This is a genomic window from Pseudomonas sp., from assembly GCF_051660785.1.
GTDB lineage: Bacteria > Pseudomonadota > Gammaproteobacteria > Pseudomonadales > Pseudomonadaceae > Aquipseudomonas.
This window is the reverse complement of sequence record NZ_JBOFQE010000089.1, coordinates 273,690-296,290: the sequence shown is the minus strand read 5'-3', so window position 1 is coordinate 296,290 and position 22,601 is coordinate 273,690. Positions and strand designations below refer to the sequence as shown.

Sequence of the window (22,601 nt, the reverse complement as noted above, 5' to 3'; positions counted from 1 at the left end):
AAACGGTTAATCGGGCATTTTTATGAGTGTTCACTCGGGGCCTCCAGGTACTTGGTTTGGTTCGCACCTCCAATTTCCCGGAAAAGCCCCGAGTGAACAACCTACAGAGAGATCACAGCTAGCCTGCTAGCGATGACGGAGTGTCAGTCGACGTCATCGGTGCATGACACACTGCTATCGCGAGCAGGCTCGCTCCCACAGAGGTTATTTGTTGTACACAACACCTGTGGAAGTGGCGGAAGATTATAGAGATGCACCTCACAAACAAAAACACCGCCTGAAGGCGGTGTCTGTTTCAGCAGGCGGTTACGACGCGATCAATTGCCGCAACACGTAATGCAAAATCCCCCCTGACTTGAAGTACTCGACTTCATTGAGCGTATCGATCCGGCACAGCACCTCGACTTTCTCACGGCTGCCGTCCTCGCGGGTGATGATGAGTGTCAGGTTCATCCGCGGCGTCAACTCCACATGGGTCAAACCGAGGATATCCAGCGTCTCCTTGCCGGTCAGGTTCAGGCTTTTGCGGTTCTGATCGAGCTTGAACTGCAACGGCAGTACGCCCATGCCGACCAGGTTGGAACGGTGAATCCGCTCGAAGCTTTCGGCGATCACCGCTTTCACACCCAACAGATTGGTGCCCTTGGCCGCCCAGTCGCGGCTCGAGCCGGTGCCGTATTCTTGCCCGGCGATCACCACCAGCGGTGTGCCCGATGCTTGATAACGCATGGCCGCGTCGTAGATCGGCATCCTTTCCCCGGTCGGAATGTAGATCGTGTTGCCGCCTTCTTCGCCGCTGAGCATCTCGTTGCGAATGCGGATGTTGGCGAAGGTGCCGCGCATCATCACTTCGTGGTTGCCACGACGGGAACCGTAGGAGTTGAAGTCCCGCGGCTCCACGCCTTTCTCGCGCAGGTAATGACCGGCCGGACTGTCTGCCTTGATGTTGCCGGCTGGGGAGATGTGGTCGGTGGTCACCGAGTCGCCCAACAGCGCAAGAACCCTGGCGCCTGCGACGTCCTTCACTACCGGCGGCGGGCCGCCGATGTCGTCGAAGAACGGCGGATGCTGGATGTAAGTCGAATCGTCCTGCCACACATACGTCGCCGCTTGCGGCACTTCAATCGCTTGCCATTGCTCGTCGCCGGCAAACACTTCGGCGTATTCCTTGTGGAACATGGCGGTGTTGACTTGATTCACCGCGTCGGCAATCTCCTGGGTGCTCGGCCAGATGTCCCGCAGGTAAACCGGATTGCCATCCTTGTCGTTGCCCAATGGCTCGCTGCTGATGTCGGTGCGCACCGTACCGGCCAGCGCGTACGCAACGACCAGTGGCGGGGATGCCAGCCAGTTGGTTTTCACCAGCGGATGGACCCGGCCTTCGAAGTTACGATTGCCCGACAGTACGGAGGCGACGGTCAGGTCCGCAGCCTGGATGGCTTTTTCGATCGGCTCCGGCAAGGGGCCGGAGTTGCCGATGCAGGTGGTGCAGCCGTAGCCGACCAAGTCAAAACCCAGTTCATCCAGGTACTGGGTCAGGCCGGCGGCCTTGTAGTAGTCGGTGACCACTTTTGAGCCTGGGGCCAGCGAACTCTTGACCCACGGTTTGCGTTTGAGGCCTTTCTCCACGGCTTTCTTCGCCACCAGGCCGGCGGCCATCATCACGCTCGGGTTGGAGGTGTTGGTGCAGGAGGTGATCGCGGCGATCACCACCGCACCGTTTTTCAGACGATAGACCTGGCCGTCGTATTCGTAATCGGCTTCACCGGCCAGATCGGCATTGCCCACCGCGACGCCACCACCCCCTTCACTTTCGAGGCGACCGACTTCCTTGCTGGTGGGTTTGAATTGCAGGTCGATGAAGTCACTGAAGGCTTGCGCGACATTCGGCAGCGAGACGCGATCCTGTGGGCGTTTTGGCCCGGCAAGGCTGGCCTCGACGCTGCCCATGTCCAGCGCCAGGGTATCGGTAAACACCGGTTCCTGGCCCGGCAGGCGCCACAAGCCCTGGGCTTTGCTGTAGGCCTCGACCAGTTTCACGGTCGCAACCGGGCGACCGGACAGCCGCAGGTATTCCAGTGTGATGTCGTCCACCGGGAAAAAACCGCAGGTGGCGCCGTATTCGGGGGCCATGTTGGCGATGGTCGCGCGGTCGGCCAGCGGCAGGTCGGCGAGGCCGTCACCGTAGAACTCGACGAATTTGCCGACCACGCCTTTTTTGCGCAGCATTTGCGTGACGGTCAGCACCAGGTCAGTGGCGGTGATGCCTTCCTTGAGCTTGCCGGTGAGTTTGAAACCGATCACCTCGGGAATCAGCATTGACACTGGCTGGCCGAGCATCGCCGCTTCCGCTTCAATCCCGCCAACGCCCCAGCCGAGTACGCCGAGGCCGTTGATCATGGTGGTGTGGGAATCGGTGCCGACCAGCGTGTCCGGGAAGGCATAGGTGCGGCCGTCCTCGTCCTTGGTCCAGACTGTGCGCCCGAGGTATTCCAGATTGACCTGGTGGCAAATGCCCGTGCCCGGCGGCACGACGCTGAAGTTGTCGAAGGCGCTCTGGCCCCAGCGCAGGAACGCGTAACGTTCACCGTTGCGCTGCATTTCGATGTCGACGTTCTGTTCAAAGGCGCTGGAGCTGCCGAATTTGTCGACCATCACCGAGTGGTCGATCACCAAATCCACAGGGGAGAGCGGATTGATCCGCTGCGGGTCGCCGCCGGCCTTGGCCATGGCGGCGCGCATCGCGGCCAGGTCGACCACCGCAGGCACGCCGGTAAAGTCCTGCATCAGGACGCGGGCCGGACGGTACTGGATTTCGCGGTCGGAGCGTCGCTCCTTGAGCCAGGCGGCAATCGCCCGCAGGTCGGCGCCGGTGACGGTTTTTTCATCTTCCCAGCGCAGCAGGTTTTCCAGCAGCACTTTCAACGACATCGGCAGCTTGTCCAGATCGCCCAGGCTCTTGGCGGCATCCGGCAAGCTGAAATAATGGTAGGTCTTGTCGTCGATTTGTAAGGTTTTAAGGGTTTTCAGGCTATCGAGGGACGGCATTGAAATGACTCCTTTGGGTCCGCACGGCTACGGACTGGCGGGACAGACAGAGCTCTTAACCTAGCCCTGTTCATTCGTTAAAGCTAATAACTGGACTCTATGGCCAAGTCCAAGGTTCCGAACTCGGCTATCATGCGCCGGTTTTCGTGACAGGCTTTGCTTCAACGCAAGTCTGGGCATCGCGCAGTGGCTGAATTCTTCGCCAACTGCCCAGGAGTAAGAATGAACACCCTCTTTATGCATTGCCGGCCGGGCTTCGAAGGTGAAGTCTGTTCCGAGATTTCCGAACACGCCGCACGGCTGAACGTGGCTGGTTATGCCAAGGCCAAGACCGCCAGCGCCTGCGCCGAATTCATCTGCACCGAAGAAGACGGTGCCGAGCGCCTGATGCGCGGCCAGCGTTTCGCCGAGCTGATCTTCCCGCGCCAATGGGCGCGCGGGATCTTCATCGATCTGCCGGAAACCGACCGTATCAGCGTGATCCTCGCGCACATGGCCGACTTCCCGCTGTGCGGCAGCCTGTGGCTGGAAATGGTCGACACCAACGATGGCAAGGAGCTGTCGAACTTCTGCAAGAAATTTGAAGGGCACCTGCGCAAAGCGCTGATGGCGGCGGGCAAGTTGGTGGAAGACGAGCACAAGCCGCGCCTGCTGCTGACCTTCAAAAGTGGCCGCGAAGTGTTCATGGGCCTGGCCGAGTCCAACAACTCGGCGATGTGGCCGATGGGCATTCCCCGCCTGAAGTTCCCCCGTGAAGCGCCGAGCCGTTCGACGCTGAAGCTGGAAGAGGCGTGGCACCACTTCATTCCTCGCGATCAGTGGGATGAGCGCTTGCACAGCGACATGACCGGCGTCGACCTCGGTGCCGCACCCGGCGGCTGGACCTGGCAACTGGTCAACCGCGGCATGCTGGTGACCGCGATCGACAACGGGCCGATGGCCGAAAGCCTGATGGACACCGGACTGGTGCAACACTTGATGGCCGACGGTTTCACCTACAAGCCCCGGCAGCCGGTGGACTGGATGGTCTGCGACATCGTCGAGAAGCCGGCGCGCAATGCTGCAATGCTGGAAGAATGGATTGGCGAGGGGCATTGCCGCGAAGCGGTGGTCAACCTGAAGTTGCCGATGAAACAGCGTTACGCCGAGGTGAAACGCTTGCTCGAGCGCATTGCCGACGGGTTCAAGGAGCGTGGCATCCGGGTCGAGATCGGCTGCAAACAGCTGTATCACGACCGTGAAGAAGTGACCTGCCATTTGCGCCGCCTGGACGTGAAAAAACCAAAATCCCGCTGATACACGAATTATGTATGGGGCCTGTGTGGCGAGGGAGCTTGCTCCCGCTGGGCTGCGAAGCGGCCCCAATTCTGGCTATGCGGTCTATCAGAAGATTTCGGCGCCTGATTTTAGGGCTGCTGCGCAGCCCAGCGGGAGCAAGCTCCCTCGCCACATACCCGGCAATGCGCGACAATGCCGGCCAGTTTCAGGAGTGAATCATGAGTGAAATGCTTGATACGCCGGTAGACGGCACCCTCGACGCCACCGGCCTCAACTGCCCGGAACCGGTGATGATGCTGCACCAGCACATCCGTGACCTGGCCCCCGGCGGCCTGCTCAAGGTAATCGCGACTGACCCGTCGACCCGTCGTGACATTCCCAAGTTCTGCGTGTTTCTCGACCATGAACTGGTCGGCCAGCATGAAGAGGCAGGCACCTACCTCTACTGGATCCGCAAGAAATCCGATTGACCCACAAAAAACTACTGTGGGAGCCAGCCTGCTGGCGATTGCGGTGATTCAGTCAACAATGATGTTGAGTTTGAATCAGCCATCGCCAGCAGGCTGGCTCCCACAGGGTCAACTCAGCCCGTTGCGGATCCGCTTGCGTGCACTGCGCGTCAGGCGGATCGACAGCATCAGCGCTGCGCAACTCAAGCCCACGATCAATCCCTGCCACAACCCGCTCGGGCCGCTCGGTGTGCCGAACCAGTCCGTCAGACCGAGCGCGTAGCCCACCGGCAAACCGATCCCCCAATAAGCGAACAGGGTCAGAATCATCGTCACCCGCGTGTCCTGATAACCACGCAGTGCGCCGGCCGCCGTGACCTGGATCGCGTCGGAAAACTGGAACAGTGCCGAATACACAATCAGCATCGCCGCCACGCGAATCACTGTCGGGTCGGCGGTGTAAATCGTTGCGATGTGTTCACGCAGCAACAACATCATGCTCGCCGAAATACATGCATACGCCAGCGCCGTGCCCATGCCGACACCGGCGGCGAAGCGCGCTTCTCGCGGTTCCTGACGGCCGAGCGCCTGGCCGACCCGCACGGTCACGGCCATGCCCAGGGAGTAGGGGATCATGAACACCAGCGAGCTGAAGTTCAGAGCGATCTGGTGCCCGGCGACCACAGTCGCACCCAGACTGCCGATCAGCAGGGCGATCACGGCGAAGATGCTCGACTCGGCGAACACCGCGATGCCGATGGGCAGACCGATGCCCAGCAGGCGTTTGATCACCGACCATTGCGGCCAGTCGAAACGGCTGAACAACTGGCTCGACTGATAGGCCGGAGCCCAGCGCTCCCAACCGGCCATGCCCAGTGCCATCACCCACATCACGATCGCCGTGGCCCAGCCGCAGCCGACACCGCCCATGGCCGGTACACCGAAGTGGCCATAGATGAAGATGTAGTTCAGCGGAATATTCAGCGCCAACCCGCAAAGGCCCAGCACCATTGCCGGACGCGTACGCCCGAGGCCATCACTGAAACAACGCAACACATGGTAGAGGGCGACGGCGGGCAGGCCGCTGGCGATGCCGTGCAGGTATTGCATGCACGGGCCGATCAGTTCGGGGTCGACCTTCATCAAGTGCAGGATCGGTTCGGCACTGAACAGCATACCGGTCGCCATCAACCCCACCACCAAGGCCAGCCATAACGCCTGCCGCACGACCGGACCGATCTCGCTGTGCGTGCCGGCGCCGAAGCGCTGGGCAACTTTCGGGGTGGTGGCCAACAAGGTGCCGGTCATCAGCAGAAACACCGGAACCCAGATCGAGTTGCCGAGCGCCACGGCCGCCAGATCACGCGGGCCGACCCGACCCGCCATCACCGCATCGACGAAGCCCATGGCGGTGGTCGCCAGTTGCGCGATCATGATCGGCAGCGCCAGGCCGAGCAGGTTTTTCAGCTCCAGGCGAACCCGGGCCGGGCGGGAGAGGGAAATAGCGGCGGGGCGGTCAGTCACAGAATTCAAGGGCGAAGCGTCCAGAGAGTTTGATGCACGAGGCGGCGCATTCTACGCCTTGACGCAGTGGTCAGGAAAAGTCCTGTGTTAGCTATTTGTAATCACCTTTGAAGTGTACCGATCCCCTGTGGCGAGGGGATTTATCCCCGTTCGGCTGCGCAGCAGTCGCCAATCCATTGCACTCGGTATTTCAGATAGGGCGGGGTTGAAGCCTTCAAGGCCGCTTCGCAGCCCAACGGGGATAAATCCCCTCACCACAGGGGGAGGTGGCGGCCGCGAATGCCCGCTGGCCCACCACAGTCATCTCCGCCTACACTGCCAACCCGCCAAAAGGAGCCTGCCATGCTGATTGTCGCCGACGAAAATATCCCGCTGCTCGATGCCTTCTTCGAAGGTTTCGGCGAAATCCGCCGGGTGCCGGGACGTTCCATCGACCGCGCCACCGTCGAGCAGGCCGATGTACTGCTGGTGCGTTCGGTGACCAACGTCAATCGCGCGTTGCTCGACGGCAGCAAGGTACGCTTCGTCGGCACCTGCACCATCGGCACCGATCACCTGGATCTGGATTACTTTCAGCAGGCCGGCATCACCTGGTCCAGCGCACCCGGCTGCAATGCCCGGGGCGTGGTCGACTACGTGCTCGGCAGTCTGCTGACCCTGGCCGAAATCGAAGGTGTCGACCTGACTCGGCGCACTTACGGCGTGGTCGGTGCCGGTCAGGTCGGCGGTCGACTGGTCAACGTCTTGAAAGGACTGGGCTGGAACGTGCTGGTCTGTGATCCGCCAAGGCAAGACGCTGAGGGTGGCGATTACGTCAGCCTCGATCAGATCATCAAGCAGTGCGACGTCATCAGTCTGCACACTCCCTTGAAGAAACACGGCGCTCAGTCGACCTGGCATCTGTTCGATAAAAACCGCCTGAATCAACTCAAGCCAGGCACCTGGTTGATCAACGCCAGCCGTGGCCCGGTAGTGGACAACGCCGCCCTGCGCCAGGTCTTGTTGCAGCGCGAAGACCTGCAAGCGGTGCTCGACGTGTGGGAAGGCGAGCCTGAAGTCGATGTCGCGCTGGCCGACCTCTGCGTGCTGGCGACACCGCACATTGCCGGCTACAGCCTCGATGGCAAGCAGCGAGGGACGGCGCAGATCTATCAGGCGTATTGCGACTTTATCGGGCAACCGGCCCAGGTCAGCCTGAGCGATTTGTTGCCGGCGCCGTGGGTGTCGCAAGTGACGTTGAACGCTGAAAGCGATCCAGCCTGGGCGCTGGCGATGTTGTGCCGAGGCGTGTACGACCCGCGCCGGGATGATGCTGATTTCCGTCGCAGTCTTGTAGGCAATGTGAGCGAGCAACGTGCGGCGTTTGATGCGTTGCGCAAGAACTATCCATCTCGGCGCGAAATTGACGGGTTGACGGTACGCATTGAGGGGGAGTCGGCTGAGTTGCTGAAGATTGTGGCGGCGCTTGGCGCAACGGCTGTCTAGGGATTGGGTTGGCCCCTTCGCGAGCAAGCCCGCTCCCACAGGTTTTGAGTCGTACGCTAGATAGGTGGACGCCTCAAAACCTGTGGGAGCGGGCTTGCTCGCGAAGGGCCGCACCACGTTTTCTGGACAAGCACCCATAAAAAACCCGGCCCTCAGGGCCGGGTCAAGAAGACGGTGGCTATATCACTTTTGTTCGGCAGGCTTGACCAATCGCTTTTCCAGTTCGCTGCACGCTTCCTGGATCATGTTTTCAGTGATCGGTACTTCGCGCCCATCCTTATCGATAATCGAGCAACCCAGAGACTGGTTTGGCTGCGTGCGGATCACTTCAATTTTGTCTTCGCTGCTGTTTTGCAAGGACATGGCCTGTCTCCTCATCAGGTTGTGTACCCACTTTAAAACCGTCAGGTGACCGGGCTGTGACAACTCCCTGCGGTCTTTCCCGAGCGGCAACGTCAGTCCACCAGAAATCCCCCAACGTTGCCACCCGGACTTTAGACCAATAGCATCTAGGTGCTAGTCGTTGCGGTCATAATTAACCTGACTCATTGTGATTTACAGAGTTCCACCCCATTTAAGCGGTATAGGCTGGCCCGATCAATTGTGTACTGGATAACTCGATGCTCTCTGCCCGTCACCGCCGCGCGATTCTCCTGACCTGCCGTTTTCTTGCACCTTATCGCTGGCCGGCCTTCGGTGCCTTGCTCGCGTTGATCGTCACTGCCGGCATTACCTTGTCGATGGGGCAGGGCATTCGGCTGTTGGTGGATCAGGGGTTCATGACCCAGTCGCCGCACTTGCTCAACCAGAGCATCGGCCTGTTCATGGTACTGGTGGTCGGGCTGGCGATCGGCACCTTCGCGCGCTTCTATCTGGTGTCGTGGATCGGCGAGCGCGTGGTCGCGGACATCCGTCGGCAAGTGTTCAACCACTTGGTTTATCTGCATCCGGGTTTCTATGAAGACAATCGCAGCTCCGAAATCCAGTCACGGCTGACCGCCGACACGACGTTGTTGCAATCGGTGATCGGCTCTTCGTTATCGATGTTCCTGCGTAATGTGCTGATGGTGATTGGCGGAATCGTGTTGCTGTTTATCACTAACCCAAAACTTACCAGCATCGTGGTTGTGGCGTTGCCGCTGGTCATCGCGCCGATCCTGATTTTCGGCCGTCGGGTGCGCAGCCTGTCGCGCCTGAGCCAGGACCGGATAGCCGACATTGGCAGCTACGTTTCTGAAACCCTCAGCCAGATCAAGACCGTGCAGGCCTACAACCATCAGGTCCAGGACGAGCAGCGCTTCGCGGTGACCGTGGAGGAGGCCTTCAACACGGCGCGCAAACGCATTTTTCAACGGGCCTGGCTGATTACGCTGGTGATCGTGCTGGTGCTGGGCGCGGTTGGCGTGATGCTGTGGGTTGGCGGCATGGACGTGATCGCCGGACGGATCTCGGCCGGTGAACTGGCGGCTTTCGTCTTCTACAGCCTGATCGTCGGCAGCGCCTTCGGCACGTTGAGCGAAGTGATCGGCGAATTGCAGCGAGCAGCGGGCGCGGCCGAACGAATTGCCGAGTTGCTGCGCTCGGAAAACATCATCCAGCCGCCGACCTCAGGCCTGGTCACCTTGCCTGACCGGGTGAAGGGCAATCTGGAACTGCAAGACGTGCGTTTTTCCTACCCGTCACGTCCTGAAAGTTACGCCGTCGATGGCTTGAGTCTGACCATCAATGCGGGAGAAACCCTCGCCCTGGTCGGTCCATCCGGTGCCGGTAAATCCACGGTGTATGACCTCTTGCTGCGTTTTTACGATCCAGCCTCGGGCCAGATCCTGCTCGATGGCGTGCCGCTGACTCAACTCGATCCGCTCGACCTGCGCCGCTGCTTCGCGTTGGTCTCGCAAAACCCGGCGCTGTTCTTCGGCAGCATCGAAGAGAACATCCGCTACGGCAACCCGACCGCAACCCTTGACCAGGTCAAGGAAGCGGCAAAAATCGCCTACGCACACGACTTCATCGAGCAAATGCCCAACGGCTACCAGACCCACCTGGGCGACGGCGGTATCGGGTTGTCCGGCGGACAGCGCCAGCGCCTGGCCATCGCTCGCGCGCTGCTGGTGGATGCACCGATCCTGTTGCTCGACGAAGCCACCAGCGCCCTCGATGCGCAAAGCGAACACCTGATCCAGCAAGCCCTGCCGAGCTTGATGAAAAACCGCACCACCCTGGTCATCGCCCACCGCCTGGCCACGGTGAAAAATGCCGATCGGATTGCGGTGATGGATCAAGGGACACTGGTCGCCGTGGGGACGCATCAGGAGTTGATTGCGAGCAACGCGCTGTATGCGCGGTTGGCGGCGTTGCAGTTTAGTGACGGGAAGGTTGAACTCGGACTTCAACTGTAGGAGCTGTCGAGTGAAACGAGGCTGCGATCTTTTGATCTCTCGTTCTAACAAAAATGCCCGCATCAATCGATGCGGGCATTTTTAATCGTACTTCACATCAGGATCACTGATCGTCGAAGTATCGCTCATGCCAATCCACCAACGGTTGCGGCGAGTTGAGCTTCTGGCCGTAGATCACCGAGTACGACAACACGTTCTGTACATACTGGCGGGTTTCGTCGAACGGGATGCTTTCCACCCAGACGTCGAAACTCAGGTGGTCAGCGCCGCGCAACCACTGGCGCACACGGCCGGGGCCGGCGTTGTAGGCGGCGGAGGCGAGGACGCGGTTGCCGTTGAACTGGCTGTGGACCTGGCTCAGGTAAGCGGCGCCGAGCTGGATGTTCTTGTCCGGGTCGAACACTTGCTGCGGCGAGGCCAGCGGGATGCTGAACTTGCGCGCGGTTTCCTTGGCGGTGCCGGGCATCAGCTGCATCAGGCCGCTGGCGCCGACGCCGGAGCGGGCGTCGTCCATGAACGCGCTTTCCTGACGGGTGATGGCGAAAACCCAGCTCGAGTGCAGGCCACGGACCTTGGCTTCGCGCACCAGGGTCTCGCGGTGGGCCATCGGGAAACGGATGTCCAGATCGTCCCAATACTGCGCCTGACTGATGGTGCGGATCGCCGGGAAATACCATTTAAGGTCATAGGCCAGTTTCGCCTGAGCGACCATTTCGTCACGGCTGAAGTGACGGCTGACGTGATACCACTCGCGACGACCGTCGACGATCTGCCCGCGGGCGTGGAACTCGAGAGCGCGGCGCACGCCTGGCGTGTTGCGCACTTTGTTGATCAGCGCCTGGCTCATGACCAAGGGTTTGTTGACCAGCGAATAGGCGGACTGCGAACGATCGGCTGCGAGGAAACCGTAGAAATCGCGCTCACGAGCGAGGTTCTTGTACAGCGACTGCGCTTCCGGGTTCTGGGGTTGCGCCAGTTCCAGGCTGCGCGCCTGCCAGTAGCGCCAGCGGTTGGTCGTCGCCAGATCCTGCGGCAAGCGGCGAGTCAGCTGATAGGCATCGTCCCAGCGGGCCAGACGCAGTAGCAGGCGCAGACGCCATTCGGACACGGTGTTGTCGCGCAGTTCCGGGTCGTATTTGGTCATCATGTCCAGCGCGCGCGGATCGAAGCGTTTGGCAAGGGTCAACCCGATTTCGCGGGCGATCGCCACTTTTTCATCGCGGGAGAAGTGCATGCTGCTGGCATAACCGTCGAGCAGGTTCATGGCCTTGTCAGGGTCCTGGCGGGCCAGGCGACGCAGGCCGAGACTGACCACGTCGGACATCGGTTCGTCGGCCGGGGTAAAGCGCGAAGGCTGGTTCAGCAGTTCGGGTTTCTGCGCTACGTCCACCAGCAAGCGACCGCGAGGGGCGAGGGTGGTCAGGCCATTCACGAGGCTGTTGGCCAACGGATAGTTGCGCGCCTGCGCGGCGAGCTTGGTGCGTTCCCAGCGTTTTTGTTCGGTCAGTTGACCTTCGGCGGCCCATTGCCCGAACAGTGCGTCGCATGCAGCAGGCTGGGATTTGCCGGTCAGCCACAGTTTGTTGGCGTTGGCGTAGCCTTCGGCCTTCTGGTTATGACCGATCTGGTACTGCGCGTTCAGGCAGTCCAGTTCAGTGAAATTGAGCTTGGGGTCGTAATACTTGACAAAAGTCGCCCAGTCGCCGCGCTCCGCCAGCCAGCGCAACCAGCGCAATTTCATCCAGTTGGCCTGGGGCAGGTCACCGTGTTCGGCAAGGAATTTTTCGATCTCGGCATTGCTGGCGGTTTTCAGCCGTGCGGTCAACTCGTCGTAGGCCAGATACGGCTCCAGCGGGTAATCGCTGAGGGCCTGGCTGTAACGGAAGTAGGGGCCGGTGTCGCCCTTGGCCAGGGCACGTTTGGCCTCATCGTAATATTGACGCTGTGTGGACAGGTCCACCGCCTGGGCGGTTTGAACGGCAGTGGCAGAAAGAAGCAAACACGATAAAAGACTGAAAAGGCGACTGCGCATGAGACGTCCGGGCAGAGAAATCACGACAAGTGCAGGCTTAACCTGCACTGAATTGTCTGTAGCTTAGCCTTTTGCCAGCAACGGGCGAAAGCTTTGCCGGCCTCTCTGCACAAGTTCGCAACAATTGTCATGCAGAGTGCTTCGACATTGAAATTGCCGGCCTTCTGACGCCTCAAGTCAGGTAGAATGCGCGCCCGGTTTTTGGAGAAGCTCATGACCCTGCTCAAATTCAGCGATGTGTCCCTTGCTTTCGGCGCTATGCCGTTGTTGGACAAGGTGTCCTGGCAGATCGCCCGTGGTGAGCGGGTGTGCATCATCGGCCGCAACGGCACTGGCAAGTCCAGCATGATGAAGCTCGTCAAGGGCGACCAGAAGCCCGATGAGGGCTCCGTTTGGCGCGCGCCCGGCCTCAAGATTGGCGAATTGCCGCAAGAATTGCCGGTAGCCGACGAGCGGACCGTGTTCGACGTAGTGGCCGAAGGCCTGGACGGTGTCGGCGAACTGCTCGCGCAGTATCACCACCTGAGCCAGAACATCGTCACCGACGCCGACCTGGACAAACTGATGCACGTCCAGCACGACCTCGAAGCCCGTGACGGCTGGCGTTTGCAGCAATTGGTCGACAGCACGTTGAGCCGTCTGCAGTTGCCGGCCGACAAGACCCTCGCCGAATTGTCCGGCGGCTGGCGTCGCCGCGTCCTGCTGGCCCAGGCTCTGGTTTCCGAACCCGATCTTTTGCTGCTCGACGAACCAACCAACCACCTGGACATCGGTGCAATTGCCTGGCTCGAAGAGGCGCTGAAGGATTTTCAGGGCGCCGTGCTGTTCATCACGCACGACCGTTCATTCCTGCAAAACCTCGCCACCCGCATCCTCGAACTGGATCGCGGCGGCCTTATCGACTGGAACGGCGACTACGCCAGTTTCCTCGTGCACAAAGAAGCCTCGCTGGCCGCTGAAGAAACCGCCAACGCGCTGTTCGACAAAAAACTGGCCCAGGAAGAAGTCTGGATCCGCCAGGGCATCAAGGCCCGTCGCACCCGTAACGAAGGCCGCGTACGCGCATTGAAAGCTTTGCGCGTCGAGCGTAGCGAACGTCGGGAGCGCACCGGCAAGGCCAACATTCAGCTGGACACCGCCGACAAGTCCGGCAAGCAGGTTATGGTCCTCGAGAACGTGAGTTTCGCGCATCCGGGTGGCCCGTTCCTGATCAGGGATTTCTCGATGGTCCTGACGCGTGGCGACCGTATCGGTCTGCTGGGCGCCAACGGTACCGGCAAGACAACACTGCTGAAGTTGATGCTCAGCGGTCTGCAACCAACCAGCGGCACAGTGGAAGAGGGCACACGTATCGACGTGGCCTACTTCGACCAGTTGCGCCATCAGCTGGACCTGGAAAAGACCGTGATCGACAACGTGGCCGAAGGTCGCGACTTCATCGATATCGATGGTCAGAGCCGTCACGTACTGAGCTACCTCGGCGACTTCCTGTTCAGCCCACAGCGTGCCCGCACGCCGGTCAAGGCGCTGTCGGGTGGTGAGCGTGCGCGTCTGTTGCTGGCGAAGCTGTTCAGCAAACCGGCGAACCTGCTGGTCCTCGACGAACCGACCAACGACCTCGACGTCGAAACCCTCGAGCTGCTGGAAGAAGTCTTGCTGACCTTCAACGGCACCGTGCTGATGGTCAGCCACGACCGGGCATTCCTCGACAACGTGGTCACCAGCACCCTGGTCTTCGAAGGTGAAGGCAAGGTTCGCGAGTATGTCGGTGGTTATCAGGACTGGCTGCGTCAGGGCGGCTCGCCGCGCCTGCTGGGCGTGACCGAAAGCAAGTCCGGCAAGGCCGACCTGACGTCGGCGGTCGTGACGGCTGAACCTGCGCCGGTTGCGGCGGCGGTCGAAGCACCGGTTGCGAAGAAGAAACTCAGCTACAAGTTGCAGCGGGAGCTGGAGATGCTGCCGGCCCAGATCGAAGCCATGGAACAGCAGATCGCTGCCGTCGAGGCCAAAATGGCCGATGCCGGTTTCTATCAGCGTCCTGCGGCCGAGACCGCTGCGGTGATCGCTCAGCTTGAGCAGTTGCAGGCTGAGCACGACGTAATGGTTGAGCGTTGGGCCGAGTTGGATGCCTGATTGATCCTGCAATAAAAAAGCCCGGCGTTCAGTGATGAACGCCGGGTTTTTCGTATGAAATGCAATCTACGAGTTGCGATTGATCCCCTGTGGGAGCGAACCTGCTCGCGATGAGGCCCTGCCAGTCGAATCACTGCTGACTGGCAAGCCGCCATCGCGAGCAGGCTCGCTCCTACAGGGGTTTTGTATTGTCAGCTTTTGTTTTGCAGGCGCACCGCGAGCACATCACATGGCGCACCATGCAGCACGTCATTGGCCGTCGAGCCCAGCAGCAATGCCAGGCCGTGCCGGCCATGGCTGCCCACCACGATCAGGTCGCAGGTTTGTTCCTTGGCCAGGTGGTGAATCTCCTGGCGTGGCTGGCCGTAGGTCAGGTGGCTGTATTCTTTGGAGAGTTCGGGATACTTCACGATCAGCCGGTCAAGACGTTCCTTGGCCTGATCGAACTGCTGCTGTTGCAGTTGTGACAGGTCCATGGGGACGTCGCCGCCAAAGGCCATGGCCATCGGCTCGACGATGTGAACCAGGGACAATTTCGCCCCGTTGCTCACTGACAACTCGCGAGCACGGTGGATTACAGGGTCGCACTCTTCGGTTAGATCTACAGCGACCAGAATGTGGTTGTAGGGCATGAGGTGCTCCTCCTGAGGATTGCAATATTGGTAAGTATGGCTGGTTTCAAGCGCATTGGTTCCAAAGTGACTCAAAGCGCTCATCAAGAATCGGGAGTACAGATATGACGGTCTGGATAGTGGTGTCAATCCTGCTGGTGGTACTGAGTCCACTGGCATGGTTGCGACCGTCCCGTGGGCAGAGCGGGCGCATGGCCTTGCGTATGGAGGCGCGGCGTATCGGCCTGGCCATGCAGCTTGCGCCTCAGGAGTGGCCGCACTGGCTGAGCCAGGAGCCGCCGAGCCCTTGCGCCCAGTACCATCGACCGCGTCGTGGCAATCAGCCGGCGTGCTGGAGTTACTGGCAAAAGTCGCCGGGTGTGTGGGTGAACCAGTGGCAAGAGGTCTGCGAAGACCGAGCGCTACTCAATCATTTCGAAAAATTGCCAGCCAACGTCTACAAGGTCGAGGCGGACAAGCAGATGATCACGCTGTATTGGGGCGAGAAGGGCGAAGCGACGGTTTTGCAGGACATCGATGCGGTGCTGAAAGCGCTGGCATGACTCTCGGACTTTTCGCGCTGCAATGGCGCGAAAGCTCTGACAGACAGGCAATAAAAAGCCCGACATCATCATCGGGCCGGGGTTGGCCAGGCAGGCCGGTAATTCGCTGTAGGGCTGATCTTACGCTGGGCATTCGCCAGAAGCGTTCATATTTTTTCTTCGGCTTCCCGCCAGCGTAGCTTGTTAAACACGGGCTGCAGCGAATTAGGGCGACTTTTCTAACTATTGATTCTATGAATGACTTCACATGCAGATGCGTGTTGAAGATCTTCGCAGTACGGAAGTGACCGCAAAGTCGCGTTTCAACCCGTATTTTGGGCGATTGACAATTGCCGGAAATTCCGTGAAGGTGGCATACCCAAATCAAACGGGCGTATGAATTGAGCGTTTGTATTTCAGACCGCTCCTACAGAATCCCGACTATCGCGTTGGCGGGTGTGCCGGGTGGATTGGCGTTAGCATCGACGATAAGCGTCCTGCCGAGCCATTCGCCTGCGTCCGACGTGTACTGTTCAGCTTCCATATCGTGGAGATCAGTTGATGATTTACGAAGGTAAAGCCATCACGGTTAAGGCTCTTGAAAGTGGCATCGTCGAATTGAAATTCGACCTCAAGGGTGAGTCCGTCAACAAGTTCAACCGTCTAACCCTGAACGAACTGCGTCAGGCCGTAGACACCATCAAGGCAGATGCTTCGATCAAGGGTGTGATCGTCAGCAGTGGCAAGGACGTGTTCATCGTCGGCGCCGACATCACCGAATTTGTCGAGAACTTCAAGCTGCCGGATGCAGAGCTTGTTGCTGGCAACCTGGAAGCCAACAAGATTTTCAGCGATTTCGAAGACCTCAACGTCCCGACTGTCGCCGCGATCAACGGCATCGCGCTGGGTGGCGGTCTGGAAATGTGCCTCGCGGCCGACTACCGCGTCATGTCCACCAAGGCCAAGATTGGTCTGCCGGAAGTCAAACTGGGCATCTACCCGGGCTTCGGCGGCACCGTGCGTCTGCCGCGCCTGATCGGTGCAGACAACGCCATCGAGTGGATTGCCGCCGGCAAGGAAAACCGTCCTGAAGACGCGCTGAAAGTGGGCGCAGTCGATGCAGTGGTTGCACCTGAGAAACTGCAGGAAGCGGCCCTGGAGCTGATCAAGCGCGCCATCTCCGGCGAGTTTGACTACAAGGCCAAGCGTCAGCCGAAGCTGGAAAAGCTGAAACTGAATGCTATCGAACAAATGATGGCTTTCGAAACCGCCAAAGGTTTCGTGGCAGGTCAAGCGGGGCCGAACTACCCGGCACCGGTTGAAGCAATCAAGACCATCCAGAAAGCCGCGAACTTCGGTCGTGACAAGGCACTGGAGGTCGAAGCTGCCGGTTTCGTCAAACTGGCCAAGACCTCTGCCGCGCAGAGCTTGATCGGTCTGTTCCTGAACGACCAGGAACTGAAGAAAAAGGCCAAGGCCTACGACGAAATCGCCAAAGACGTGAAGCAGGCTGCCGTATTGGGCGCCGGCATCATGGGTGGCGGTATCGCTTATCAGTCGGCTTCCAAAGGCACGCCGATCCTGATGAAGGACATCAACGAACACGGCATCGAGCAAGGTCTGGCTGAAGCCGCCAAGCTGCTGGTCGGCCGCGTTGATAAAGGTCGCATGACCCCGGCGAAAATGGCTGAAGTGCTTAACGGCATTCGTCCGACCCTGTCCTACGGTGATTTCGGTCACGTTGACCTGGTCGTAGAAGCAGTCGTCGAGAACCCGAAGGTCAAGCAAGCCGTTCTGGCCGAAGTCGAAGACAAGGTCAAAGAGGACACCATCCTCGCGTCTAACACCTCGACCATTTCCATCACCTTGCTGGCCAAAGCCCTCAAGCGTCCGGAAAACTTCGTCGGCATGCACTTCTTCAACCCGGTGCACATGATGCCGCTGGTTGAAGTGATTCGTGGCGAGAAGTCCAGCGAGCTGGCCGTTGCCACCACCGTTGCCTACGCCAAGAAAATGGGCAAGAACCCGATCGTCGTCAACGACTGCCCGGGCTTCCTGGTCAACCGCGTCCTGTTCCCGTACTTCGGCGGTTTCGCCAAGCTGGTCAGCGCCGGCGTGGACTTCGTCCGTATCGACAAGGTCATGGAAAAATTCGGCTGGCCAATGGGCCCGGCGTACCTGATGGACGTGGTCGGCATCGACACCGGTCACCACGGTCGTGACGTGATGGCTGAAGGTTTCCCGGACCGCATGAAAGACGATCGCCGTTCGGCTATCGACGTGCTCTACGAAGCCAAGCGCCTGGGCCAGAAGAACGGCAAGGGTTTCTACGCCTACGAGACCGACAAGAAGGGCAAGCAGAAGAAAGTGGCCGATCCGTCGGTACTGGAAGTGCTCAAGCCAATCGTTTACGAGCAGCGCGAAGTCACTGACGAAGACATCATCAACTGGATGATGATCCCGCTGTGCCTGGAAACCGTACGTTGCCTGGAAGACGGTATTGTTGAAACCGCCGCCGAAGCCGACATGGGTCTGGTCTACGGTATTGGTTTCCCTCCATTCCGTGGCGGTGCGCTGCGCTACATCGATTCGATCGGTGTTGCCGAGTTCGTTGCCCTGGCTGACCAGTACGCTGATTTGGGCGCGCTGTACCACCCGACCGCAAAACTGCGTGAAATGGCCAAAACCGGCCAACGGTTCTTCGGTTAAGCGTCCCAACTTTTGAGCGAGAGTGAAATTTTATGAGCTTGAATCCAAGAGACGTCGTGATTGTCGACTTCGGTCGTACTCCGATGGGCCGCTCCAAGGGCGGCATGCACCGCAACACCCGCGCCGAAGATATGTCGGCGCACCTGATCAGCAAATTGCTGGAACGCAACGTCAAGGTTGATCCGAACGAAGTCGAAGACGTGATCTGGGGCTGTGTAAACCAGACCCTGGAGCAGGGCTGGAACATCGCCCGCATGGCGTCCCTGATGACGCAGATCCCGCACACTGCTGCCGGCCAGACCGTCAGCCGTCTGTGTGGTTCCTCGATGAGCGCGCTGCACACTGCCGCACAAGCGATCATGACCGGCAACGGTGACGTGTTCGTCGTCGGCGGCGTCGAGCACATGGGCCACGTGAGCATGATGCACGGTGTCGATCCGAACCCGCACATGTCGCTGTACGCGGCGAAAGCCTCGGGCATGATGGGCCTGACCGCTGAAATGCTGGGCAAAATGCACGGCATCACTCGCGAACAACAGGACGCTTTCGGCGTGCGCTCCCACCAGCTCGCTCACAAGGCGACTGTTGAAGGCAAGTTCAAAGACGAAATCATCCCGATGCAGGGCTACGACGAGAACGGTTTCCTGAAACTGTTCGACTACGACGAAACCATTCGTCCGGAAACCACCCTGGAAAGCCTGGCGGCTCTGAAGCCAGCGTTTAACCCGAAAGGTGGCACCGTAACGGCCGGTACTTCGTCGCAGATCACCGACGGTGCTTCGTGCATGATCGTGATGTCGGCACAGCGTGCGCAGGACCTGGGCATCCAGCCGCTGGCGGTTATCCGCTCGATGGCGGTGGCAGGTGTGGACCCGGCCATCATGGGCTATGGTCCAGTACCGGCCACGCAAAAAGCACTGAAGCGTGCGGGCCTTGGCATTAACGATATCGACTTCTTCGAGCTCAACGAAGCTTTCGCCGCACAGGCCTTGCCAGTGTTGAAAGATCTGAAAGTGCTCGACAAGATGAACGAGAAGGTTAACCTGCACGGCGGCGCGATCGCCCTGGGTCACCCGTTCGGTTGCTCCGGTGCGCGTATCTCCGGCACTTTGCTGAACGTGATGAAGCAGAATGGCGGCACCTTCGGGGTAGCCACCATGTGCATTGGTCTCGGCCAAGGCATCTCCACCGTCTTCGAACGCGTTTAAGCGTTTCGTTGAAGGAAGCCGGGGCCAAGTGCCCCGGTTTTTGTTTTTCCGGATTTATTTTTGTTTTTATTTTGAAAAGATTTCAGTGAGGGCCAAACCATGCCGATACAACCTGGGCTCTACCAACATTACAAAGGTCCGCAGTACCGTGTATTCAGTATTGCGCGGCATTCGGAAACCGAAGAAGAAGTGGTCTTCTACCAAGCCCTGTATGGCGATTACGGCTTTTGGGTGCGTCCCTTGAGCATGTTCCTGGAGTCGGTCGAAGTTGACGGCGAACAGGTGCCACGCTTTGCTTTGGTGCAAGCCGAACCGAGCCTTTTTTCCAAGCCATAAGCTGAGTGCGCGCAAGACCATGCGCTTGACCTCACCTTGTAGCCACTATATATAGCGGTGCCGCGTCAGGCGCCAACCGCCTTTCACTTCTAGAATTCAGGAATTTTCTGATCCATGGGCAAATCGCTGGTCATTGTGGAATCCCCGGCTAAGGCCAAGACCATCAACAAGTATCTGGGTAACCAATACGTGGTGAAGTCGAGTATCGGCCATATCCGAGACCTGCCCACCAGCGGTTCGGCTAGCGCCAGCAAAGAGCCAGCCGCCAAGCGCGGTAAGGCCGCAGCGGGTGAAGGTCCGGTGCTCACGCCGAAAGAGAAGGCGCGCAAGCAGCTGGTCTCGCGCATGGGTGTCGATCCCGATCATGGCTGGAAAGCCAAGTACGAGATCCTCCCGGGCAAGGAAAAGGTCATCGAAGAGCTGCGCCGGCTTGCCAAAGATGCTGACACCATCTATCTCGCAACCGACTTGGATCGCGAGGGGGAAGCCATTGCCTGGCACCTGCGCGAAGCCATCGGTGGTGACGACAGCCGCTACAAGCGCGTGGTGTTCAACGAAATCACCAAGAAAGCGATCCAGGAAGCCTTCTCCAAGCCGGGCGAGCTGGACATCGACCGTGTCAACGCCCAGCAGGCGCGTCGTTTCCTCGACCGCGTGGTGGGCTACATGGTTTCGCCGCTGCTGTGGGCCAAGGTTGCCCGTGGCTTGTCCGCCGGTCGCGTGCAATCGGTTGCCGTGAAGCTGGTGGTCGAGCGCGAACGTGAAATTCGTGCGTTCAACCCGGAAGAGTACTGGGAAGTTCACGCCGACCTGGGCACCGCCAAGGGCGCAACCGTGCGCTTCGACGTGGCTCGCGAGAAAGGCGAAGCCTTCAAGCCGCTCAACGAAGCCCAGGCCATGGCCGCGCTGGAGAAGCTCAAGGCTTCCAGCTACAGCATCGTCAAGCGCGAAGACAAACCGACCAGCAGCAAGCCGTCGGCACCGTTCATCACGTCCACCCTGCAACAGGCTGCCAGTAACCGCCTGGGCTTCGGCGTGAAGAAAACCATGATGATGGCCCAGCGTTTGTACGAAGCCGGCTACATCACGTATATGCGTACCGACTCCACCAACCTCTCAGCTGATGCCGTGACGATGGCGCGCACTTATATTGAAGGCGAGTTCGGCAAGAAGTACCTGCCGGAAAACCCGAATGTCTACAGCAGCAAGGAAGGCGCACAAGAGGCTCACGAAGCGATTCGTCCGTCTGACGCCAACACCGAGCCAAGCAAGCTGTCGGGCATGGAACGTGATGCAGAGCGGCTCTACGAGCTGATCTGGCGCCAGTTCCTCGCTTGCCAGATGCTGCCGGCGCAATACCTGTCGACCACGGTCACCGTCGGTGCTGGCGATTTCGAGCTGCGCGCCAAGGGCCGCATCCTGAAGTTCGACGGCTACACCCGCGTCATGCCGCAAATTGCCAAGCCTGGCGATGACGACGTGTTGCCGGACATGGCTCAGGGCGACGCGATGAAGCTGATCAAGCTTGATCCGACCCAGCACTTCACCAAGCCACCGGCGCGTTACTCGGAAGCTAGCCTGGTAAAAGAAATGGAAAAACGCGGCATCGGTCGTCCTTCGACCTACGCAGCGATCATTTCGACCATTCAGGACCGTGGCTACGTAGCGCTGCACAACCGTCGTTTCTACTCGGAAAAGATGGGCGACATCGTGACCGAGCGTCTGGCCGAGAGCTTCTCCAATCTCATGGACTACGGCTTCACCGCCGGCATGGAAGAGAACCTCGATGACGTGGCCCAGGGCGAGCGCGATTGGAAAAACGTGCTCGACGAGTTCTACGGCGACTTCAAGAAGAAACTCGAAGTAGCTGAAAGCGCCGAAGGCGGCATGCGCGCGAACCAGCCGGTGATGACTGATATTCCGTGCGTGTTGTGCGGTCGTCCGATGCAGATTCGTACCGCATCGACTGGCGTGTTCCTCGGTTGCTCGGGTTACAGCCTGCCGCCGAAAGAGCGCTGCAAGGCCACCGTCAATCTGGTGCCGGGCGATGAAATCGCTGCGGACGACGAGGGTGAATCGGAATCCCTGGTACTGCGCGGCAAGCACCGCTGCCCGATTTGCAGCACGGCGATGGACGCTTACCTGCTGGATGAAAAGCGCAAGCTGCACATCTGCGGTAACAACCCGGATTGCTCAGGCTATGAAATCGAAGAGGGCACCTATCGCATCAAGGGCTACGAAGGTCCGAGTCTGGAATGCGACAAGTGCGGTAGCGAGATGCAGCTCAAGACCGGCCGTTTCGGCAAGTTCTTCGGTTGCACCAACGCGACCTGCAAGAACACCCGCAAGCTGCTGAAAAGCGGTGACGCGGCGCCGCCGAAGATGGACCCGGTGAAGATGCCTGAGCTGAAGTGCGAAAAGGTCAACGACACCTATATCCTGCGCGACGGTGCCTCCGGCCTGTTCCTGGCGGCCAGCCAATTCCCGAAAAACCGTGAGACCCGTGCTCCGCTGGTCATGGAAATTGTGCCGCACAAGGATGAGATCGATCCGAAGTACCACTTCCTCTGCGAAGCACCGAAGAAAGATCCGGACGGCCTGCCTGCTGTGATTCGTTACAGCCGCAAGACCAAAGAGCAGTACGTGCAGACTGAAGTCGACGGTAAGCCGACTGGCTGGAAGGCGTACTACGACGGCGGCAAGTGGACGGTTGAAGACAAGCGTCCGGCAGCCAAAGTGTAAAAGACGCTGTACACAAAAGGCCGCATGACAACCCTCGGGTTTTCATGCGGCCTTTTTGTTTTGTGCTTGCGGTCAGATCGGCTGATCCACGACACTGTCTGACCT

Annotated in this window: 15 protein-coding genes; 10 read left to right on the top strand and 5 right to left on the bottom strand. The window is 59.5% G+C overall.

Features of this window, described 5'->3' with window-relative positions; genetic code table 11:
* Window positions 1-306: 306 nt before the first annotated feature.
* Window positions 307-3,048, bottom strand: a complete 2,742-nt coding sequence (acnA, locus tag ACRC4F_RS26070) for an aconitate hydratase AcnA (RefSeq protein WP_438661930.1) — start codon at window positions 3,046-3,048, stop codon at window positions 307-309.
* A gap of 222 nt (window positions 3,049-3,270) precedes the next feature.
* Here acnA and rlmM point away from each other — a divergent pair, with 222 nt between their 5' ends.
* Both rlmM and tusA read left to right on the top strand, forming a co-directional pair.
* A complete protein-coding gene (gene rlmM, locus ACRC4F_RS26065; protein ID WP_438661929.1) occupies window positions 3,271-4,344 on the top strand; it encodes a 23S rRNA (cytidine(2498)-2'-O)-methyltransferase RlmM in 1,074 nt (357 codons plus the stop codon).
* 200 nt (window positions 4,345-4,544) lie between these two features.
* Window positions 4,545-4,796 carry a sulfurtransferase TusA gene (tusA, locus tag ACRC4F_RS26060; protein ID WP_438661928.1) on the top strand — a complete coding sequence of 84 codons (252 nt, stop codon included), beginning with the start codon at window positions 4,545-4,547 and terminating at the stop codon, window positions 4,794-4,796.
* 108 nt (window positions 4,797-4,904) lie between these two features.
* Here tusA and ACRC4F_RS26055 read toward each other — a convergent pair whose 3' ends face one another.
* Window positions 4,905-6,308 (bottom strand): MATE family efflux transporter, encoded by a 1,404-nt coding sequence (locus tag ACRC4F_RS26055; protein ID WP_438661927.1) that lies wholly within the window; start codon window positions 6,306-6,308, stop codon window positions 4,905-4,907.
* Between the two features lie 333 nt (window positions 6,309-6,641).
* Here ACRC4F_RS26055 and pdxB point away from each other — a divergent pair, with 333 nt between their 5' ends.
* Window positions 6,642-7,784 (top strand): 4-phosphoerythronate dehydrogenase PdxB, encoded by a 1,143-nt coding sequence (gene pdxB / locus ACRC4F_RS26050; protein WP_438661926.1) that lies wholly within the window; start codon window positions 6,642-6,644, stop codon window positions 7,782-7,784.
* Between the two features lie 183 nt (window positions 7,785-7,967).
* Here the strand turns inward: pdxB and ACRC4F_RS26045 are convergent, their stop codons facing one another.
* On the bottom strand, window positions 7,968-8,147 hold the full coding sequence (locus ACRC4F_RS26045; protein ID WP_438661925.1) for a PA1571 family protein: 180 nt from the start codon (window positions 8,145-8,147) through the stop codon (window positions 7,968-7,970).
* Between the two features lie 257 nt (window positions 8,148-8,404).
* Here ACRC4F_RS26045 and ACRC4F_RS26040 point away from each other — a divergent pair, with 257 nt between their 5' ends.
* The gene (locus ACRC4F_RS26040; RefSeq protein WP_438661924.1) at window positions 8,405-10,183 is read left to right on the top strand and encodes an ABC transporter transmembrane domain-containing protein; all 1,779 of its coding nucleotides are present in this window, start codon (window positions 8,405-8,407) and stop codon (window positions 10,181-10,183) included.
* A 103-nt stretch (window positions 10,184-10,286) separates the two neighbouring features.
* Here the strand turns inward: ACRC4F_RS26040 and ACRC4F_RS26035 are convergent, their stop codons facing one another.
* Entirely contained in the window at window positions 10,287-12,215 is a 1,929-nt protein-coding gene (locus tag ACRC4F_RS26035) for a transglycosylase SLT domain-containing protein (protein ID WP_438661923.1), read from the bottom strand.
* A 213-nt stretch (window positions 12,216-12,428) separates the two neighbouring features.
* Between ACRC4F_RS26035 and ACRC4F_RS26030 the strand changes: the two genes are divergently transcribed.
* Window positions 12,429-14,348, top strand: coding sequence for an ATP-binding cassette domain-containing protein (locus ACRC4F_RS26030; protein ID WP_438661922.1), 1,920 nt, complete (start codon window positions 12,429-12,431; stop codon window positions 14,346-14,348).
* A gap of 191 nt (window positions 14,349-14,539) precedes the next feature.
* Here the strand turns inward: ACRC4F_RS26030 and ACRC4F_RS26025 are convergent, their stop codons facing one another.
* Window positions 14,540-14,980: a universal stress protein gene (locus ACRC4F_RS26025; protein ID WP_008028495.1), complete on the bottom strand. Its 441-nt coding sequence runs from the start codon at window positions 14,978-14,980 to the stop codon at window positions 14,540-14,542.
* A 104-nt stretch (window positions 14,981-15,084) separates the two neighbouring features.
* On the opposite strand from ACRC4F_RS26025, the gene ACRC4F_RS26020 reads away from it, so the two are divergent.
* From ACRC4F_RS26020 to topA, 5 genes are all read left to right on the top strand, one after another.
* A complete protein-coding gene (locus ACRC4F_RS26020; protein WP_223511686.1) occupies window positions 15,085-15,522 on the top strand; it encodes a hypothetical protein in 438 nt (145 codons plus the stop codon).
* 540 nt (window positions 15,523-16,062) lie between these two features.
* The gene (gene fadB / locus ACRC4F_RS26015) at window positions 16,063-18,210 is read left to right on the top strand and encodes a fatty acid oxidation complex subunit alpha FadB (protein ID WP_123403386.1); all 2,148 of its coding nucleotides are present in this window, start codon (window positions 16,063-16,065) and stop codon (window positions 18,208-18,210) included.
* 32 nt (window positions 18,211-18,242) lie between these two features.
* A complete protein-coding gene (fadA, locus tag ACRC4F_RS26010) occupies window positions 18,243-19,418 on the top strand; it encodes an acetyl-CoA C-acyltransferase FadA (protein ID WP_008028488.1) in 1,176 nt (391 codons plus the stop codon).
* Window positions 19,419-19,517: 99 nt separating this feature from the next.
* Window positions 19,518-19,754, top strand: a complete 237-nt coding sequence (locus ACRC4F_RS26005) for a DUF1653 domain-containing protein (protein WP_046047845.1) — start codon at window positions 19,518-19,520, stop codon at window positions 19,752-19,754.
* A 114-nt stretch (window positions 19,755-19,868) separates the two neighbouring features.
* Window positions 19,869-22,496 carry a type I DNA topoisomerase gene (gene topA, locus ACRC4F_RS26000; protein WP_438661921.1) on the top strand — a complete coding sequence of 876 codons (2,628 nt, stop codon included), beginning with the start codon at window positions 19,869-19,871 and terminating at the stop codon, window positions 22,494-22,496.
* Window positions 22,497-22,601 lie beyond the last annotated feature (105 nt).

Coding starts and splice junctions, on each gene's coding strand:
- acnA (WP_438661930.1), bottom strand. CDS start 3,048: ATGCCGTCCCTCGATAGCCTGAAAACCCTTAAAACCTTACAAATCGAC.
- rlmM (WP_438661929.1), top strand. CDS start 3,271: ATGAACACCCTCTTTATGCATTGCCGGCCGGGCTTCGAAGGTGAAGTC.
- tusA (WP_438661928.1), top strand. CDS start 4,545: ATGAGTGAAATGCTTGATACGCCGGTAGACGGCACCCTCGACGCCACC.
- pdxB (WP_438661926.1), top strand. CDS start 6,642: ATGCTGATTGTCGCCGACGAAAATATCCCGCTGCTCGATGCCTTCTTC.
- ACRC4F_RS26045 (WP_438661925.1), bottom strand. CDS start 8,147: ATGTCCTTGCAAAACAGCAGCGAAGACAAAATTGAAGTGATCCGCACG.
- ACRC4F_RS26040 (WP_438661924.1), top strand. CDS start 8,405: ATGCTCTCTGCCCGTCACCGCCGCGCGATTCTCCTGACCTGCCGTTTT.
- ACRC4F_RS26035 (WP_438661923.1), bottom strand. CDS start 12,215: ATGCGCAGTCGCCTTTTCAGTCTTTTATCGTGTTTGCTTCTTTCTGCC.
- ACRC4F_RS26030 (WP_438661922.1), top strand. CDS start 12,429: ATGACCCTGCTCAAATTCAGCGATGTGTCCCTTGCTTTCGGCGCTATG.
- ACRC4F_RS26025 (WP_008028495.1), bottom strand. CDS start 14,980: ATGCCCTACAACCACATTCTGGTCGCTGTAGATCTAACCGAAGAGTGC.
- ACRC4F_RS26020 (WP_223511686.1), top strand. CDS start 15,085: ATGACGGTCTGGATAGTGGTGTCAATCCTGCTGGTGGTACTGAGTCCA.
- fadB (WP_123403386.1), top strand. CDS start 16,063: ATGATTTACGAAGGTAAAGCCATCACGGTTAAGGCTCTTGAAAGTGGC.
- fadA (WP_008028488.1), top strand. CDS start 18,243: ATGAGCTTGAATCCAAGAGACGTCGTGATTGTCGACTTCGGTCGTACT.
- ACRC4F_RS26005 (WP_046047845.1), top strand. CDS start 19,518: ATGCCGATACAACCTGGGCTCTACCAACATTACAAAGGTCCGCAGTAC.
- topA (WP_438661921.1), top strand. CDS start 19,869: ATGGGCAAATCGCTGGTCATTGTGGAATCCCCGGCTAAGGCCAAGACC.